Source organism: Cutibacterium sp. (assembly GCF_030525615.1).
GTDB lineage: Bacteria > Actinomycetota > Actinomycetes > Propionibacteriales > Propionibacteriaceae > Cutibacterium.
The window spans coordinates 327,072-342,856 of sequence record NZ_JAUNEJ010000001.1 but is presented as its reverse complement, the minus strand read 5'-3'; the positions used below and the strand labels follow the sequence as shown (position 1 = coordinate 342,856).

Here is a 15,785-nt window from a genome sequence, read left to right as displayed (position 1 = left end):
TGGACTTCCAAGTACTGATTCAGCACATACTCTTGCCGTCGCCGTTGGCCACTAGTTGCTACCGCTCCAGGAATGGCAACGAACGCAACCCTCGATCCATGTGCCAAGACACGAATGCCGCAACGAGGCCCGACCCCTCCCGGATTCTCGGCCATGTCACCTCCCGCGTAGCAGGCCAATCCCCCACCAGCAGCGCCCGCAAATAGGCGATTGTCTCCTCATGAGGATGAGGCGTACCCGGAGGCTGACAGTTAATGCAAACCACACCTCCCAGGCTGGGCGAAAACCCAGGGTGCGGCCCAGGTGCTCCACAGCGAACACAATCAACGAGGTCCGGGGCATATCCCGATGCCGACAACGACCTCAACAGGTAGGAATCCAGCACCATTTCAGGTGGACGCGGGCCGTCATTGGTCCCCTGTCCGAGAACCCGCAAGGCACCAGCAAGAAGCCGATACTGGGCTGGGGCTGGCTCCCGATCCACCGGGACCAAGTGGTCGGCGGCCTCGACCATGACTTCCGCAGCCGTGAACAGCCCATAATCCTGACGCAGAGGTGCGGAATAGGGGTGCAAGCACTCCACCTGTGCAACCACGTCAAGGTTTCGTCCTTGAACAAGCTGCAGATCGACGAGGTTAAAAGGATCGAGCCGGGCCCCAAATTTGCTGGACGTGCGTCTAACCCCTCTGGCCACCGCGCGAATCTTCCCGTGCTCCCGCGACAACATGGAGACGATTCGATCAGCCTCGCCCAACTTATGAGTGCGCAAGACAACAGCTTGATCGCGGTAAGTGGGCATGACCCTTATTGTCCCTCCGACACGGCGTTCACCTGAAAATGCTCTGCGCAAAATCGTCGCAGATGGCGTTTCAGAGGGTGTCCGCAAGCCTTGAACCTGCCCCACCCAGTAACGTTGTAGACACCCTTGGACCAGGAGAAGCCCCATGGATACCTTTGTCGCGCTGCTCGGCAGCGTGTGGTATCTGGTGCTCGTGGCAGCTGTCAGTCCGGTCATGATCCTCAATGCCAGCGCCGCTGTTCATGGCCAAAAACAAAACCATGGCTGGGCCTTCGTGTCTGGGGCAGGCCTGGTACTCGGCGCGATCGGTATCACGAGTTTTGGTTTGCTTGGAAGTGCCGCCACTGACTTCGCCTCCCGTCAGCTGGCCTCCCACACCGTTGACCGCGTGCTGGGTATTCTGCTGTTCCTCTTCGGCTGTTACTTGGCGTGGAAAAAATGGGGATCCCGCAGTATCCGAGGATTGCGACGCAAGAAATCGTCAGGTCCGCGATCCACAGGGACTCATGGCATGTTCACGTGGGGAGCCCTTGGCATGGCCACTAATTTCACGACGATTCCGCTGTTCATCTCGTCTAGCCAACGCATCGGAACAGCTGATTTGCCGCTCATCGTGCGTATCCTTACCCTCATCGTTTCCTGGTGGATCGTCCTCATTCCAGCATGGTTACCAGTCGTGATTGATCGCCTGCGGCCCAATTCCTCCGGTATCTCCGGACGAACTCGAGAACGTATCGGCCACTGGACCAGCGTTGCCTCAATCATCGCTTGTCTCGGATCGGGAATCATCATCGTCTGGACCACCCTGTGACGCAGCAAGTACACAGGCGGCGTCATGTTCCATGTGGCCGCCATGACGGACAACGGTTCGTCATCATCGTTTATCCGAATTGAAGCTGTTGACCCCGCCGACTTCAAGCAAGCATGTGCTGGGAACCAGGAAGTTTCGCGACGCCACTACGCTGTAACCCATGGCCCACACCACACCGCGACCCCCAAAGCGCGGCCCACTGCCGCATCCGTCTGGAGTTCGTCCCCCGCAGCTTCCCCCCGAGCTCATCCCCCAGCACGTCGCCATCGTCATGGACGGCAACGGACGCTGGGCCAAGCAGCGCGGACTCAAACGCACAGCGGGACATGCCCGTGGCGAAGACGCTCTCTTCGACGTGATCGAGGGTGCCATCGAGATGGGCATTCCGTACCTGAGTGCCTACGCCTTCTCGACCGAAAACTGGAAACGCTCCCCCGACGAAGTGCATTGGCTGATGGGGTTCAACCGCGACGTCATCCATCGTCGTCGCGACCAACTCGACGCCATGGGTGTTCGTATCCGCTGGGCCGGACGTCGGCCTAAGCTGTGGAAGTCGGTCATCAAAGAGTTGGAGTCGGCCGAAGAGCAATCGGCTGATAACACGGTTCTGACCCTGCAGTTCTGCGTCAACTACGGTGGTCGCGCAGAAATCGTCGACGCAGTGCGAGACATCGCTCGACTGGCCGCCGAAGGCAAAATCAACCCCGATCACATCACCGAGAAGACTTTCCGCACCCACCTCGACGAACCGGAGATCCCTGACGTCGACCTATTCTGGCGCTCCTCGGGAGAACAACGAACCTCGAACTTCCTGCTGTGGCAGTCGGCCTATGCCGAGATGGTGTTTTCCGACGTTCTGTGGCCCGACGTGGATCGCCGTGACTTGTGGGACGCCGTCCTGGAGTACGCCAAACGGGATCGCAGATTCGGTGGGGCCGTGCCCAACGAGGTAAACCCCACCGATAATCGCTGATTGGCCCTACCACTGATCGGCCATGTCAGCGTCGGGAGCGATTCACCGCACTAACAACGGCTTTGAAAGACGCCTGCGTGATGTCGGGATCAATTCCGACGCCCCACAGGATCTGCGAGGTCTCTCCGTTTCCAATCTCGCATTCCACATAAGCGGCCGCCTTCGCGGTACCGCCGGAGGTCATGGCGTGCTCGGAGTAGTCGAGCACCTGGACGGCGATGTCGAGGGAAGCCAGAGCGTCGATGAAGGCCGAGACCGCCCCGTTGCCCTCGCCATGGATCTGGGTTTCCTTGCCGTCATTTCTCAGGTTGGCAGTGAGCTGGTAAGTACCAGACTCCGTCGAGGTTGTGCTGCTGACCAACTCGATACCGGGGGCCTGAAGGTATTCGCGGTTGAACAGATCCCAGATCTCGTCGTGGGAAATCTCGCGGGCCTGGTCGTCGGTGTAGCTCTGCACCGCGTGAGAAAACTCGATCTGCAAACGACGCGGCAGGTCAACCTGGTGCTCGGTCTTCATGAGGTACGCCATGCCGCCCTTGCCAGACTGGCTGTTGACGCGGATGACGGCCTCATAGGTACGACCCAGGTCGTGCGGGTCGACAGGCAGGTACGGGGCCTCCCAGTCAATCTCGTGGATACCGATACCCTGTTCCTCGGCGCGACGTTCCAGGTCCTCCAGACCCTTCTTGATGGCGTCCTGGTGAGATCCGGAGAAGGCGGTGAAGACCAGATCGCCCGAGTATGGTTGCCGAGCGGGAACCGGCAGACCGGTGCAGTACTCGACGGTGCGCCGGATCTTCGGCATATCGGAAAAGTTGATACCAGCGTCAACTCCCTGGCTGACCAGGTTCATGCCCAGAGTGACCAAATCAACATTGCCGGTACGCTCACCGTGCCCGAAAAGGCAGCCCTCGACGCGATCGGCGCCAGCCATCTGGGCGAACTCGGCGGCTGCGACTGCGGTCCCCCGGTCGTTGTGGGGATGCAGAGAGACGCACACGTACTGTCGGTCACGGATATTGCGGCAGAAATACTCGATCTGATCGGCGTAGGTGTTCGGCGTGCTCATCTCAACGGTGGCCGGCAGGTTGAGGATGATCTCACGGTCCGGTCCGGGCTGCCAGACGTCCATAACAGAGTGGCATACCTCAATGGCGAAGTCGGTCGGGGTCTGGGTGAAAATCTCCGGGGAATACTCGTAACCAAACTCAACGTCGTCCAAGTACTTCTCGGCGTACTTGACGACCCATTCAGTGCCGCGGTGAGCCAGGTCAATGCACTGTTTTTCGTTAATCTTGAACACGACGCGACGGAACAGTTCGGCAACCGCGTTGTACATGTGAATGGTGGCGCGGTGAGCACCAACGAGACTCTGTGCGGTGCGTTCAATGAGATCTTCGCGAGCCTGGGTCAGTACAGAGATAGTGACGTCGTCAGGGATGATCCCGGACTCAATGACTTGACGCACGAAGTCGAAGTCAGCCTGGGACGCCGACGGAAAACCAATCTCGATTTCCTTGTAGCCCATCTCGATGAGCAGCTCGAACATACGCATCTTGCGAGCCGGCGTCATGGGGTCAATCAATGCTTGGTTGCCGTCGCGCAGATCTGTAGACAGCCAGCGAGGGGCGTGATCGAGGGTCTTGTCGGGCCAAGTGCGGTCAGGCAGCTTCTGTGGAACGAAAGGCTTGTAACGACCGATAGGCATATGGCCGGTCAGCTGACATGGGCGGGGCTGAATTCGCGTCATCAGTAGTGATCTCTCCGAACGTGTGTGGTTTCTCGGGCAGCCCGATCACCCGCAGCGAGGAGGCCACCCTTTCAACGGGCCCCGCTGCGGCACACAAGCAGGAGCGCGCGCGACATGGCTGTCACAGTACACCGAGTCGCGAGAACTCGCAGTGGTTCTCAAAATCGTCCGAAGTATGACATAGACCTCAGACGGTGGGACCATCTGGACATGCTGCTGCTTCACGACGCCCGCATTCTCGACCTGGTTGACGGGTCAGCCGGCGAACCCACCGATGTGCTGCTGAATGGTCGCGTCGTCGCCGTGGGTCCACAAGCCCGGCAGCGTGCCACCGACTCCGCCGAGGCTGTGCGGAGTATCGACCTCGAAGGACGCATTCTCATGCCTGGGCTGTGGGACGAGCATGTACATACCGGACAATGGGCGTTGGCGTCACGTAAGTTCCTGGTGAGTCAGACCGCCGGTTACCAAGAAGTGCTCAAAGAAGTCGCTGCTCACGTCCAAAGACGCATGGACAGTGACGAACCCGTTCTGCAAGGGTTTGGTTTCCGATCCTCAATGTGGGGTTCTGATCCCGACGCCGCTCAGCTCGACGCTGTGACCGGGAACCGTGCAGTCGTCCTGGTCTCTGCTGACCTTCATTCGGTGTGGTGCAATACCGCAGCAATGCATGAACTCGGCATTCAGGGCAATGGATTATTCCGTGAACAAGCCAGCTTCGACATCCAGACTCAGCTCTCCCACGTCGATCCACACGTGCTCGACGGTTGGGTGGGGAGCTGCGCTGGAGCTGCCGCGAGGCTGGGAATCATCGGCATCCGTGACATGGAATTCGACACCACCGTCGAAACCTGGCTGCGCCGCGAGGCCGACGGACGTTGCCCGGTGCGGGTCGAAGTCAGCGTCTACCCCGAGCGTCTTGAGGAGGCCATCGCACAAGGGCTAGCCACCGGGCAGTCCCCTATTACGCACAAGCCTGGCCCTAGCCGGGTCTCGATGGGTCCGCTCAAGGTCATCGTCGACGGATCGATGTCGACACGCTCGGCCTGGTGCATGGACTCGTACCCGGCCGGAGGCGGGCCTGACGGGGCGGGGGTTGACTCGATTACGCCCGAAGACCTCGTCGACCTTATGATGCGGGCGAAAACTGCCAACCTGCAGTGTGCCGCCCATGCGATTGGCGACCGCGCTGTCCGGGAAGTCCTCGACGCCTTCCATGCCACCGGTATCACCGGATCAGTGGAGCACGCCCAAGTCCTCACCGATTCCGACCTGCCCCGATTCGCACAACTGGGTGTACGAGCCAGTGTCCAGCCCTTGCATATGGTTGATGACCGCGATGCCATCGACGTCATGTGGGCAGACCGAGCCGACCGCTGCTTTCGATTCGCCGACATGGTGAAATCCGGAATCACGTTGGCTATGGGATCGGACGCCCCGGTCTCCCCCATCGATCCGTGGGCTGCCATACGGGTAGCCGTCGAGAGAACCGGGGACCATCGCCCGGGGTGGCACCTGAGACAGGCCCTCACCATCTCCCAGGCCCTGTTGTCGAGCACTCGCCATGTCGCCAAGGTGGTCGAAGACGGCCCGAGTGACGTCATCGCCGTGGACCGTAACCCTTTCGACCTCTCCGGGGAAAAGCTTGCGAAAATGACCAGTGATCTGACGATCGTCGGCGGCGAAGTGACAGCCTCAGCGATGTGAAGACGTCACTCAGAACCCCAACCGGCTGAGGTATTTGGGGTCAGACTGCCAGTTCGGCAACACTTTGACCTGCAAGTCCAGGTGAATTGGCGTTCCCAGCAGAGCAGTGATCTGGCGGCGGGCCTGGGTGCCGACCTCTTTGATGTGGGATCCACGGTGGCCGATCATGATTCCCTTCTGGGATTCACGCTCGACGATCAAGGATGCGTGCACGTCGAGCAACGGGCGGTCCTCCGGACGCCCCTCGCGCAGCCTCATCTCCACGACTTCCACCGCTAGCGAGTGCGGAAGCTCCTCTCGCACACCTTCCAGAGCGGCCTCGCGAATGAGCTCAGCGACGAGGGTCTCGGTCGGCTCGTCGGTGACCTCACCGTCCGGGTAATAGGCAGGTCCCTCCGGCAGCAGAGATGCGATGACGTCGTGAACCTCGTCGATCTGCTCGCCCGAGACTGCGGAGCAGGGAATGATCTCAGCAAACTCAATACCAACCTCAGCCTGCAGCTTGTCTATGGTGGCGAGGTGTTCAGCCATTCGCACTGAGGAGACCAGGTCTGACTTCGTCGCCAAGGCGATGAGGGCAGGCTTGCGAGGAAGGTCCGCGATCTGCTTGACGAGGTAGGTGTCCCCCGGCCCGATCCGCTGATGAGACGGTAGACAGACCCCGATGACGTCAACCTGGGTCCAGGTGTCGAAGACGAGGTCATTCAAGCGCTGTCCCAGCAGAGTACGCGGCTTGTGAAGCCCCGGGGTGTCGATGACGACAATCTGGGAGTCCTTGTCGGTGACGACTCCGCGAATAACATGACGGGTCGTCTGGGGTTTGGAAGACGCGATCGCGATCTTTGAGCCGACCAAGGCATTCGTCAGGGTCGACTTACCGGCGTTAGGCCGCCCGACGAAGCACACGAACCCGGAATGGAATCCGGCGCGGGTGGACTCCGCCACCCGGGCAGCTACGTAGTCGACGTCGGAGATCTGCTCATCGTCGCCGTCCATGAGATCGGCAAGAGAGGGCATCTCGTCGTCACTCATCGTCATCCTCCTCAGAGATTTCCTCGGGTGCCCGCTTCACCAGACAGGTATCCACCTGGTGACGTCGACCGGTTGCCTTCTCAGCAGTGATCTCTAATCCTTCCCAGATGATGACAGATCCGGGAATGGGGACAACGGACAATTCTTTAGCCATCAGGCCACCGACGGTCTCAACGTCGTCATCGTCGACCTTGAGGTCAAACAGCTCGCCCAGGTCGTCTACCGGCAAACGCGAGGAAATCCGGAAGACCCCGTCCTCAATTTCTTCGGTGAGGGTCGGCTCAGCGTCGTACTCGTCGACAATCTCGCCAACGATCTCCTCGACGATGTCCTCAATCGTCACCAGACCAGCAGTGCCGCCGAACTCGTCGACAACGATGACGAGGTGATTGCGGTCGCGCTGCATCTCGCGCAACACTTGGTCAACCGGCTTGGAATCAGGTACGACAACCGCCGGGCGCATGATTGACTCGACAGTCTCGGAAGCGTAACCCTCCGGGTTGTCGAGGACTCGCCGAGAAAGATCCTTGAGGTAGACGACGCCACGAACGTCATCAAGACTCTTGCCGACGACAGGAACTCGGGAGAATCCGGAGCGCAGGGCCAGAGACATGGCCTGGCGCAAATTCTTGGTGCACGGCAAGAACACAACGTCGGTACGCGGGACCATGACCTCCTTGGTAAGGGTGTCACCCAGCTCGAAGACCGAGTGGATCATCTCGCGCTCGCCGGCCTCAATGAGGTCCGAGGCCTCCGCATAGTCAACCATCTCGCGCAGCTCGGCCTCGGAAGTGAACGGCCCCTCGGCATAGCCCTTGCCGGGAGTCAGCGCGTTACCAATGAGAATAAGCAGAGCCGCGACAGGACCGAGGACCTGAGACAGCACTCCCCACGGACGCGACCAAAAGGTGCAGATCGCAGAATCGTGCTGGCGGCCCAGGGTGCGGGGAACCACTCCCCAAGCCATGAAATCGACGAAGACCATGATCGCTGCGACGACAAGAACCTGCTGCCAGGGCAGATCAAAATGACCGAAAATGAGGAGGGCAACGAGCGTCGTCGCTGTCACTTCCGAGACGACCCTCACCAGCATTGCGGTGTTAATAAAGGGGGCCGGATCAGCGACCATGTCTTGCACCCGGATATGAGGCTTCCGCCCATCGGCAGCCAGCTCCTCAGCCTTCGAGTGAGACATATGCTGCAGGGCCGTCTCCATGGCCACGTTGAGACTTGCCAACACCGTAAAGATGACGGCAATCACCAAAATGACCCATTCTTGCTGTGTCACAGTTGACCTGCCTGTTCTCGACTGTCATCCCACGCAGAGATGATCTCGTCGTTGAGCTCGAACATGACCCGTTTTTCCTCCGGCTCGGCGTGGTCATGGCCAAGCAGATGAAGCAAACCGTGGATGAGGAGGTATTCCGCCTCTCCGTCAGGCGTACGACCGTTCTCGGCGGCCTGGCGAGCTGTCACAGTTGGGCACAGCACAATGTCCCCCAGTAGACCGGAGGGCGGGTCCTCGTCGTTTCCGGGAGCGCGCATCTCGTCCATGGGAAAACTCAATACGTCGGTCGGTCCGGGAAGGCCCATGAACTTCTCGTGGTAGGCCGCCATCGTTTCCTCGTCGACGAGGATGATTGACAATTCCGAAGAGGGGTGGATTCGCAGCTTCTCCAAGGCGAAGGTCGCCAATCCGACGAGCCCCTCCTCATCGGCTGGGGAGCCGGACTCATTGGTGATGTCGATCATCGGGTATTCCTGTTCTTACGCGGTTTTCTAGAGCCATGGGGCTCAGCGACAATGTCGTAACGGTCGTAAGCGGCGACGATTTTGCTGACAAGGCGGTGTCGGACGACGTCGCGACTGGTGAGGTTGCAAAAGGCGATGTCGTCGATCCCGTCCAGAATCCCCTGCACCACGCGTAGGCCGGATTTCACTCCGCCCGGCAGATCAACCTGGGTGATATCTCCGGTGACGACGATCTTTGATCCGAACCCCAGGCGGGTGAGGAACATCTTCATCTGCTGGGGTGACGTGTTCTGAGCCTCGTCGAGGATGACGAACGCGTCGTTAAGGGTGCGGCCACGCATGTAGGCCAGCGGTGCTACCTCGACGGTTCCAGCGCCGATGAGACGCGGGATCGAGTCCGGGTCAACCATGTCACGCAGGGCGTCGTAAAGCGGGCGCAGGTAGGGATCAATCTTCTCCGAGAGAGTGCCGGGGAGGAAACCGATCTTCTCCCCCGCCTCCACAGCCGGACGGGTGAGAATAATCCGCATCACTTGCCTGGTCTGCAGGGCCTGCACGGCTTTGGCCATCGCCAGGTAGGTCTTACCGGTACCCGCCGGACCGATACCGAACGTGACGGTATTGGAATCAATGGCGTCGACGTAGCGCTTCTGGTTGAGGGTCTTGGGACGAACCGTCTTGCCGCGATTGCTGAGGATGTCAGCCGTCATGATTTCGGCCGGCCCCTCTCCGTTTCGGGTCATGGCGACGATTCGGTCTACATCGTCAGCCGACAGTCCCTGGCCGGTGCGGATGATGGTGATCATTTCAGTAAGAATGTCACTGGCGTCGGCAAGGTCGGCGGGATACCCGGCGAGGTGAATCTCATTACCGCGAACCAAGATGTCGGCACCGAGGGCGTCCTCGAGATGTTTGAGGAACTCGTCGTTCGGCCCTACCAGCGTGACCATAGGAATCGACGCGGGCACCGTTACGACCCGGCGCGCTGGACCGTGCTTGTCGGTATCGGTGTTGTCAGGGTGCAGGGTGGTGGTCAGGGTTCTCTCCGGTGTGAGGGGGAATGTGTACTCTCCCACTGTAGACGTAACCAACGACGGTTCTCGTTGCCGCAGTGTGCCAGGAGGTGGAGATGGGACTGGGCTGGATTGACGACGCCGCGTTCGTTCTGGGCACAGAATTGTCCTTTGCCGAGGTGCTGCGCGACGGCGTGCGCAGCAGCGTAGTCCGGTGCTGGGTAGATGGTTCCACTGTCGCTAGCCGGGGAGCTCGCACCGTCATTACCAAGTATTTCCGGTCCAAGGCCATGGCTCACAACTCCGGCGGTTTCGGGATCGTGAGGGAATGGGCTGGGCTCGCGACAATTCCCGGGGCACCTCGTTTGTTAGCCGCTGACCTGGATCTCAGAGTTATCGTCATGGCAGATCTTGGCCAGGTGACGACCCTTGCCGACGTGCTGTCCGGGTGCAATCCCGAGGCCGCTGTCGAGGCTGGCCGCGCCTGGGGTCGCGGACTGGGAGCGACAATGCGTAGCGCCGATGCTGCAGCCTTCCGGCGACTCGTGAGAAAAGCCGACCCGAGGACCGTCACTGCTGGCGGACCAGCATCACCTAGGCTGCCCAGTCGCGGAGCAACAAGGCTCGCCGACCTGATGGACGACGGGGTACTCAGCGAGGAGGCTTCAGCAGAGCTCGGACTGTTTGTCGAACTCGCAGGCGGGGATGAGGCGGTGCTCACGCAAGCGGATCCGTGCCCGGGGAACATCATCATTCCCGCCGATGGCAGCCACGCCACCTTTATCGACTTCGAGGCCAGCAGTATCCACCACCCGGCGGTCGACGTGGCTCATCTGCAGGTGCCATGGGTCGGTTGCGATGACTCCGGTCAGGTCAGTGCGACCTTTCGGGAAGCTGCCATGGCCGGTTATCGGGAAGCTGGCCCGGAAGTCAGCACTGACATGATTGCCCTAGCTGCAGCTGCAGCCACCTTGCAAACCACCGAGTTGTCGCTGAAACCGTTGCAGCGTAGGGAGACATCTGGTCGGTTCGGCAGCGGTCGTCAACGTCTGGTCTCGCGGTGGCGGTGGGTAGCCGATCACCCCGGAAAGACGCCGAACCTGGCGCGGATGTGTGGTCGGGCCGCAGACCTGGCCGTCCAGGAGTGGGGTTGGCCCGAGGAATTGGAGACGGTCCCCTGTTTCCGTAGGTGAGCAGTAGAGGATCAGAATCAGAATAGGGGTCGGCACCTTTCGACGCCGGCCCCAACATTGACACGTATCAGCCACGGAACTGGTCGGTGGCCTTCACCAGCTCGGAAGCAATGAGCGGCTCGAAGGCAGAATGACCAGCGAGCACGATACGCAGGTCCGCGCTTGGCAGTGCCTTGGACAGGTCGACGGCGGTGACGTCGGGGCAGCACATGTCGTAACGGCCTTGAACGATGATCGTCGGGATGTCGGCCAACTTGTGGGCGTCACGCAGTAGCTGGCCTTCAACCATGAACCCGTGGTTGACGAAGTAGTGGTTTTCGATGCGAGCGAAGGCCAGCGCGAACTCCGGGTCTGAGAACTCCTCGACGTGAGACGGGTCAAAGGACAACGAGGTTGTCGCACCCTCCCATGTTGTCCAGGCCACAGCGGCTGGGCCGTAAACGTCCGGATCGTCATCCCAGAGCAAGTCGTAGTACGCGGCGATGTTGTCGCGAGAGAAGTCGTGTCCGGCTCGGCGCAGTGGTTCGCAGAACTTATCCCACAGGTCTGGGTAGATCTCAGACGCGCCGAAGTTGTAGTACCAGTCCAATTCCTGCTGCCGCAAAGTGAATATCCCGCGCAGCACCAGCTCAGTCACGCGCTCGGGATGGGTCTCAGCGTAGGCCAAGGACAGACACGACCCCCACGATCCACCAAAGACCTGCCAGCGGTCTATGTCCAGCGACTCACGAATCTTCTCCAGATCCTCCACGAGGTTCCAGGTGGTGTTGGTAGCCATCTCTTCGGGAGAGCGAGCCTTGGCAATGTGCGGAGTCGACAAGCCACAGCCACGCTGGTCGAACACGACAATATGGTAAGCGTCGGGATCGAAGAATTGGCGACGCTCAGTCCCACCGCCGCCGCCAGGGCCACCGTGCAGGAAGACCACCGGCTTGCCATCTGGGTTGCCACATTGCTCGACATAGAGCTGCTGACCATCACCCACATCGACCATCTGAGTGGCATATGGCTCGATCGGCGGGTACAAGTCCCGCTGCGGGCTGATGCCGAATTCCGAGGTTGCAAGTGTCACGGAAGCCTCCTTTGGTCGTGGTTATCACTTCGATGGTATTCGCCAACACGGTTACGATTTTGCCGTGACATCAGACAGCACCAGCCGCAGGTCATCTACCACTGTCAGCCCGGCTTATGCCGATCGCGGGTCTGGGCACTACGACATACTGCTCACACTCATGTGCGTCGTGGTCATCCTGTCCAACATCGGCGGGTCCAAGGGGGTGCAGCTCGGCCCCATCACGACTGACGGCGGGTTCTTCCTCTTCCCGCTCGCCTATGTCATGGGAGATATCACCACCGAAATCTACGGAATCAAGGCAGCGCGCCGCGCCATCATCATGGGGTTCATCTGCGCAATCCTTTCGATGTTGTGCTTCTGGGCCATCATCGCACTGCCAGGATTCAACGACCCCTACTCCGTGGCCCACGACGCAGCCTTGGAGATGTCGCTGGGACCACTATGGCAGATGGTGCTAGCCGGGGTATGCGGATTCCTCGCTGGACAGTTCACGAACTCGATCATCATGGTTCGCCTCAAAGCCAAGTGGCTGGAGCGCGGTCTGGTCGGTCGGTTGATGGGGTCCACCGGTGCCGGCGAGGCCGTAGACACCGTTATCTTCTGCGCGATTGCGGCCCCGGTCGTTGGAATCACCAGCTTCTGGCAGTGGTGCAATTACGCCTTCTTCGGGTTCCTGTGGAAGACCCTCGTGGAGTATGCCTGTATCCCGGTCACAACTCGGATTATCGCCTGGATCAAGAAGCACGAACCGACCTACCAGGAGAGACTGGCGGGTTTATCAGCGAAATCTGCCAAAAAGCGCCGATGATGGCGCTGACATCGCAATTTCGGGCTATTTTTTGGCAGATTTCGCTGATGCCAACCTTCCACCGTTGGCATTCCAGCGACCCATGAACTCGGTTTCAAGGGCGTCGAGGTCTCCACCACGCATAGCAGCACGAATCTGGTCAACCAGCCGCACTGTCCAACGCTCGTTGTGGATCGTTGCCAAGGTGTTGGCCAACATCTCTTTCGCCTTGAAGAGGTGATGTAGATAGGCGCGCGAGTAGTGGGTGCAGGTGTAGCAGTCGCAGCCCTCCTCCAGTGGGCCAAAGTCGCGCCGGAACCGAGCGGTGTCGACGTTGTAACGCCCGTCAATCGTGTAGATCGCCGCATTACGGGCCACCCGAGAAGGGTTCACACAATCGAACGTATCGGCACCGGCGCGACATGCCGCAAACAGGTCATCAGGTTCAGAGATGCCCAGCAAGTGACGAGGACGATCCTCTGGCAGTTCCTCAGCGCACCAGGTAACGATCCGCCCGAGATTGACCTTCTCGATGGCGCCACCCAGCCCAAAACCATCAAAGCGCTGACCATTAATCTCCATCTCAGACAGGTCCCGGCACGCCTTGCGCCGAAGATCCTCATACTGGGCTCCCTGGATGACACCGAAAAGGGCCTGGTAGGGCTTACCCACTCGGGCCTTAGTGAGGCGTCGATGCTCAGCCAGACAACGCTCGGCCCATCGCCGAGTTCGCTCCAAAGCCTCCTCCTGATAAGCGCGGGTGTTCATGAGAGTAGTCAACTCGTCGAAGGCAAACATGATGTCCGCGCCAAGGTGGTGCTGAATTCTCATCGACACTTCGGGGGTGAACCGATGGCGATCCCCGTTGAGGGGACTGCGGAAAGTAACACCGTCATCGTCAACCATTGCCTTGCGATCCGCGTCAGCCGCAATGACGTCCGCCTCTGTTAGTTGAGAAACATCCATCGCAAGCGTCTTTTTGAACCCAGCACCGAGGCTGAGCACCTGGAAGCCACCGGAGTCAGTGAAGGTCGGACCAGGCCAGTTCATAAACCGTCCAAGTCCCCCGGCATCGTCCACGAGATCCGGACCCGGTTGGAGAAACAGGTGGTACGCGTTGGCGAGTACCGCCTGAGCGCCTAGCTGAGCCACCGATTCAGGCAACAAAGATTTCACGGTCGCCTTAGTCCCGACGACGACAAATGCCGGGGTCTCGATGGAACCGTGTGGGGTGTGAATGACGCCAGTACGCCCTGGGGAATCGTTAAGACGTGACGTGACATCGAATCCAAATGGCATGACCGTCATTGTATTGGCGGAGCTAACAGTAGTGCCGACTCGACTATTCTCGGCCACGAATCCGTGTAGGTCCTCTCCTCTGGGCTGGTCTCAGCAACCGAACGCGGGAAAACCTGACTCACCATAAACGACGTCGGGAAGGTCAAAACCTCTTGAACCGCAACAGCTAGCGGCAACGACCCTGTGCCTGCCATGCGATCGGCAGTGGTAGTTCCAGGGTTGTCACGCTCGTTGTCGACTTAGACTCTCGCTGTAGCAAGTGCCAACGTTCTTGGTGGTCCTCGCTATAGCGGCACGACACACTGCTGACAATGACTAGGGTGACTGTAACGGATCACGACCTCGAAAGGACCATCGATGGACATCTACCCCCATGCGTTGGAACCGCGCGGCCTGGACAAGATAGCCAACCTCATCGACAAGGGGGTGCGCATTCCAAACCCACTGACAGTCGACATTGATGACGACGTGGACATCGACAACATCAGTGGTGAGGGAGTAGTCATTGGGCCCGGATGTCGTATTCGTGGCCGTCGGACTGTCATCTCACCGGGTTGTGTGCTCGGCGATGAGGCTCCCATGACGATTCAGGACTGCCAGCTTGGTAGCGGGGTCAAGCTCAAGGGAGGATTTGCCCAGGACGCCGTCTTCTTGACTGAGGCAAGCCTGGGTTCTGGGGCCCACATCCGTGGTGGCACCATCCTTGAAGAAGAGGCCAATGGAGCCCACACCGTCGGCCTGAAACAGACGATTCTGTTGCCTTTCGTCACTCTTGGCAGTCTCATCAACTTCTGTGATGTCCTCATGGCCGGTGGAACCTCGCGTTCGGATCATTCCGAGGTCGGCTCCTCCTATATTCACTTCAACTTCACCCCCGATGGAGATAAGACGACAGCCTCTCTCTTCGGAGACGTCCCGCACGGAGTCCTGCTCAACCAGCACCCGATCTTCCTTGGTGGTCAAGGTGGCACCGTTGGCCCGGTGGCTACCGGGTTCGGGACCGTGGTGGGCGCTGGGTCAATCCTGCGTGATGACGTCCCCGACGATGACCAGCTGATTCTCACTGCTGCTCCTGCCGGTCGTCAGCGCCCGGTAAGTCCAGCCAGCTACCACAAACTCGATCGGATTATCGCCCACAACGTCACTTATCTGGGAAATCTGTCGGCTCTGCAGGCTTGGTACCGCCAGATCCGTCGTCTTTTCATGTCACGCGATCGACTATCTGGGCTGGTATGGAAAGGGGCCGTCGACAACCTCGACTCGGCGCGTACCGAGCGGGTCAAGAGACTCAAGTCTCTCATCGGCAAAGTCCAGCCAACCGATACCGGGCGTACTCAGTTAGTCAACAATTGCGACATTTTCCTGTCATCCCTGTCCGCCGTCGACGCCCCCGCTCCTGCTGACGTGGTGCGTTTGTGCGGTGCAGCCGCGAACAGTGGCGCCGATTACCTCGACGTCATACAGGGATTCGACCCAGCCACTCGAGAAGCGGTCGTCGAATGGCTTGGTGGAATCGTCTCCGCCCAGCAGTCCCAAGCCCAGGAAGTTGTTGACCAGCTACCGTTACCGTTCTGACTTCGTTGTTCTCTTGGCG

General features: G+C 59.7%; 14 protein-coding genes. 6 read left to right on the top strand and 8 right to left on the bottom strand.

Going from position 1 to position 15,785, the window contains the following annotated elements; genetic code table 11:
- Positions 1 to 58: 58 nt before the first annotated feature.
- Entirely contained in the window at positions 59 to 799 is a 741-nt protein-coding gene (gene recO / locus Q4B98_RS01555; RefSeq protein WP_303194949.1) for a DNA repair protein RecO, read from the bottom strand.
- Between the two features lie 145 nt (positions 800 to 944).
- Between recO and Q4B98_RS01550 the strand changes: the two genes are divergently transcribed.
- Both Q4B98_RS01550 and Q4B98_RS01545 read left to right on the top strand, forming a co-directional pair.
- Positions 945 to 1,610 carry a hypothetical protein gene (locus Q4B98_RS01550; protein ID WP_303194948.1) on the top strand — a complete coding sequence of 222 codons (666 nt, stop codon included), beginning with the start codon at positions 945 to 947 and terminating at the stop codon, positions 1,608 to 1,610.
- A gap of 271 nt (positions 1,611 to 1,881) precedes the next feature.
- Complete coding sequence (locus tag Q4B98_RS01545) at positions 1,882 to 2,583, top strand: isoprenyl transferase (RefSeq protein ID WP_303195577.1); 702 nt, start codon at positions 1,882 to 1,884, stop codon at positions 2,581 to 2,583.
- A 25-nt stretch (positions 2,584 to 2,608) separates the two neighbouring features.
- Here the strand turns inward: Q4B98_RS01545 and leuA are convergent, their stop codons facing one another.
- Positions 2,609 to 4,333 carry a 2-isopropylmalate synthase gene (gene leuA, locus Q4B98_RS01540; protein WP_303194947.1) on the bottom strand — a complete coding sequence of 575 codons (1,725 nt, stop codon included), beginning with the start codon at positions 4,331 to 4,333 and terminating at the stop codon, positions 2,609 to 2,611.
- Positions 4,334 to 4,543: 210 nt separating this feature from the next.
- On the opposite strand from leuA, the gene Q4B98_RS01535 reads away from it, so the two are divergent.
- On the top strand, positions 4,544 to 6,040 hold the full coding sequence (locus Q4B98_RS01535; RefSeq protein WP_303194946.1) for an amidohydrolase: 1,497 nt from the start codon (positions 4,544 to 4,546) through the stop codon (positions 6,038 to 6,040).
- Between the two features lie 9 nt (positions 6,041 to 6,049).
- Here the strand turns inward: Q4B98_RS01535 and era are convergent, their stop codons facing one another.
- The 4 genes from era to Q4B98_RS01515 are packed head-to-tail and all read right to left on the bottom strand — an operon-like array spanning position 6,050 to position 9,849.
- Entirely contained in the window at positions 6,050 to 7,078 is a 1,029-nt protein-coding gene (gene era, locus Q4B98_RS01530; RefSeq protein ID WP_303194944.1) for a GTPase Era, read from the bottom strand.
- Positions 7,065 to 8,360 (bottom strand): hemolysin family protein, encoded by a 1,296-nt coding sequence (locus tag Q4B98_RS01525; protein ID WP_303194942.1) that lies wholly within the window; start codon positions 8,358 to 8,360, stop codon positions 7,065 to 7,067. The genes era and Q4B98_RS01525 overlap by 14 nt, the downstream gene beginning before the upstream one ends.
- A complete protein-coding gene (gene ybeY, locus Q4B98_RS01520; RefSeq protein ID WP_303194941.1) occupies positions 8,357 to 8,824 on the bottom strand; it encodes an rRNA maturation RNase YbeY in 468 nt (155 codons plus the stop codon). Before ybeY ends, Q4B98_RS01525 begins: the two co-directional genes overlap by 4 nt.
- A complete protein-coding gene (locus Q4B98_RS01515) occupies positions 8,821 to 9,849 on the bottom strand; it encodes a PhoH family protein (RefSeq protein ID WP_303195575.1) in 1,029 nt (342 codons plus the stop codon). Before Q4B98_RS01515 ends, ybeY begins: the two co-directional genes overlap by 4 nt.
- Before the next feature lie 104 nt (positions 9,850 to 9,953).
- Between Q4B98_RS01515 and Q4B98_RS01510 the strand changes: the two genes are divergently transcribed.
- Entirely contained in the window at positions 9,954 to 11,030 is a 1,077-nt protein-coding gene (locus Q4B98_RS01510) for a phosphotransferase family protein (protein ID WP_303194940.1), read from the top strand.
- A 67-nt stretch (positions 11,031 to 11,097) separates the two neighbouring features.
- On the opposite strand, the gene pip is transcribed toward Q4B98_RS01510, so the two are convergent.
- Positions 11,098 to 12,102 carry a prolyl aminopeptidase gene (gene pip / locus Q4B98_RS01505; RefSeq protein WP_303194938.1) on the bottom strand — a complete coding sequence of 335 codons (1,005 nt, stop codon included), beginning with the start codon at positions 12,100 to 12,102 and terminating at the stop codon, positions 11,098 to 11,100.
- Between the two features lie 37 nt (positions 12,103 to 12,139).
- On the opposite strand from pip, the gene Q4B98_RS01500 reads away from it, so the two are divergent.
- Positions 12,140 to 12,913, top strand: a complete 774-nt coding sequence (locus Q4B98_RS01500; RefSeq protein ID WP_303195573.1) for a queuosine precursor transporter — start codon at positions 12,140 to 12,142, stop codon at positions 12,911 to 12,913.
- 24 nt (positions 12,914 to 12,937) lie between these two features.
- On the opposite strand, the gene tgt is transcribed toward Q4B98_RS01500, so the two are convergent.
- Positions 12,938 to 14,191, bottom strand: a complete 1,254-nt coding sequence (tgt, locus tag Q4B98_RS01495) for a tRNA guanosine(34) transglycosylase Tgt (protein ID WP_303194937.1) — start codon at positions 14,189 to 14,191, stop codon at positions 12,938 to 12,940.
- 357 nt (positions 14,192 to 14,548) lie between these two features.
- On the opposite strand from tgt, the gene Q4B98_RS01490 reads away from it, so the two are divergent.
- A complete protein-coding gene (locus Q4B98_RS01490; RefSeq protein WP_303194936.1) occupies positions 14,549 to 15,766 on the top strand; it encodes a UDP-N-acetylglucosamine pyrophosphorylase in 1,218 nt (405 codons plus the stop codon).
- Positions 15,767 to 15,785 lie beyond the last annotated feature (19 nt).

Bases quoted from the DNA above. Each gene is read 5' to 3' on its own strand.
- Q4B98_RS01490 (WP_303194936.1), top strand. From the start codon at position 14,549: ATGGACATCTACCCCCATGCGTTGGAACCGCGCGGCCTGGACAAGATA.
- era (WP_303194944.1), bottom strand. From the start codon at position 7,078: ATGACGATGAGTGACGACGAGATGCCCTCTCTTGCCGATCTCATGGAC.
- Q4B98_RS01545 (WP_303195577.1), top strand. From the start codon at position 1,882: ATGGACGGCAACGGACGCTGGGCCAAGCAGCGCGGACTCAAACGCACA.
- tgt (WP_303194937.1), bottom strand. From the start codon at position 14,191: ATGCCATTTGGATTCGATGTCACGTCACGTCTTAACGATTCCCCAGGG.
- leuA (WP_303194947.1), bottom strand. From the start codon at position 4,333: ATGACGCGAATTCAGCCCCGCCCATGTCAGCTGACCGGCCATATGCCT.
- Q4B98_RS01535 (WP_303194946.1), top strand. From the start codon at position 4,544: ATGCTGCTGCTTCACGACGCCCGCATTCTCGACCTGGTTGACGGGTCA.
- ybeY (WP_303194941.1), bottom strand. From the start codon at position 8,824: ATGATCGACATCACCAATGAGTCCGGCTCCCCAGCCGATGAGGAGGGG.
- recO (WP_303194949.1), bottom strand. From the start codon at position 799: ATGCCCACTTACCGCGATCAAGCTGTTGTCTTGCGCACTCATAAGTTG.
- Q4B98_RS01550 (WP_303194948.1), top strand. From the start codon at position 945: ATGGATACCTTTGTCGCGCTGCTCGGCAGCGTGTGGTATCTGGTGCTC.
- Q4B98_RS01510 (WP_303194940.1), top strand. From the start codon at position 9,954: ATGGGACTGGGCTGGATTGACGACGCCGCGTTCGTTCTGGGCACAGAA.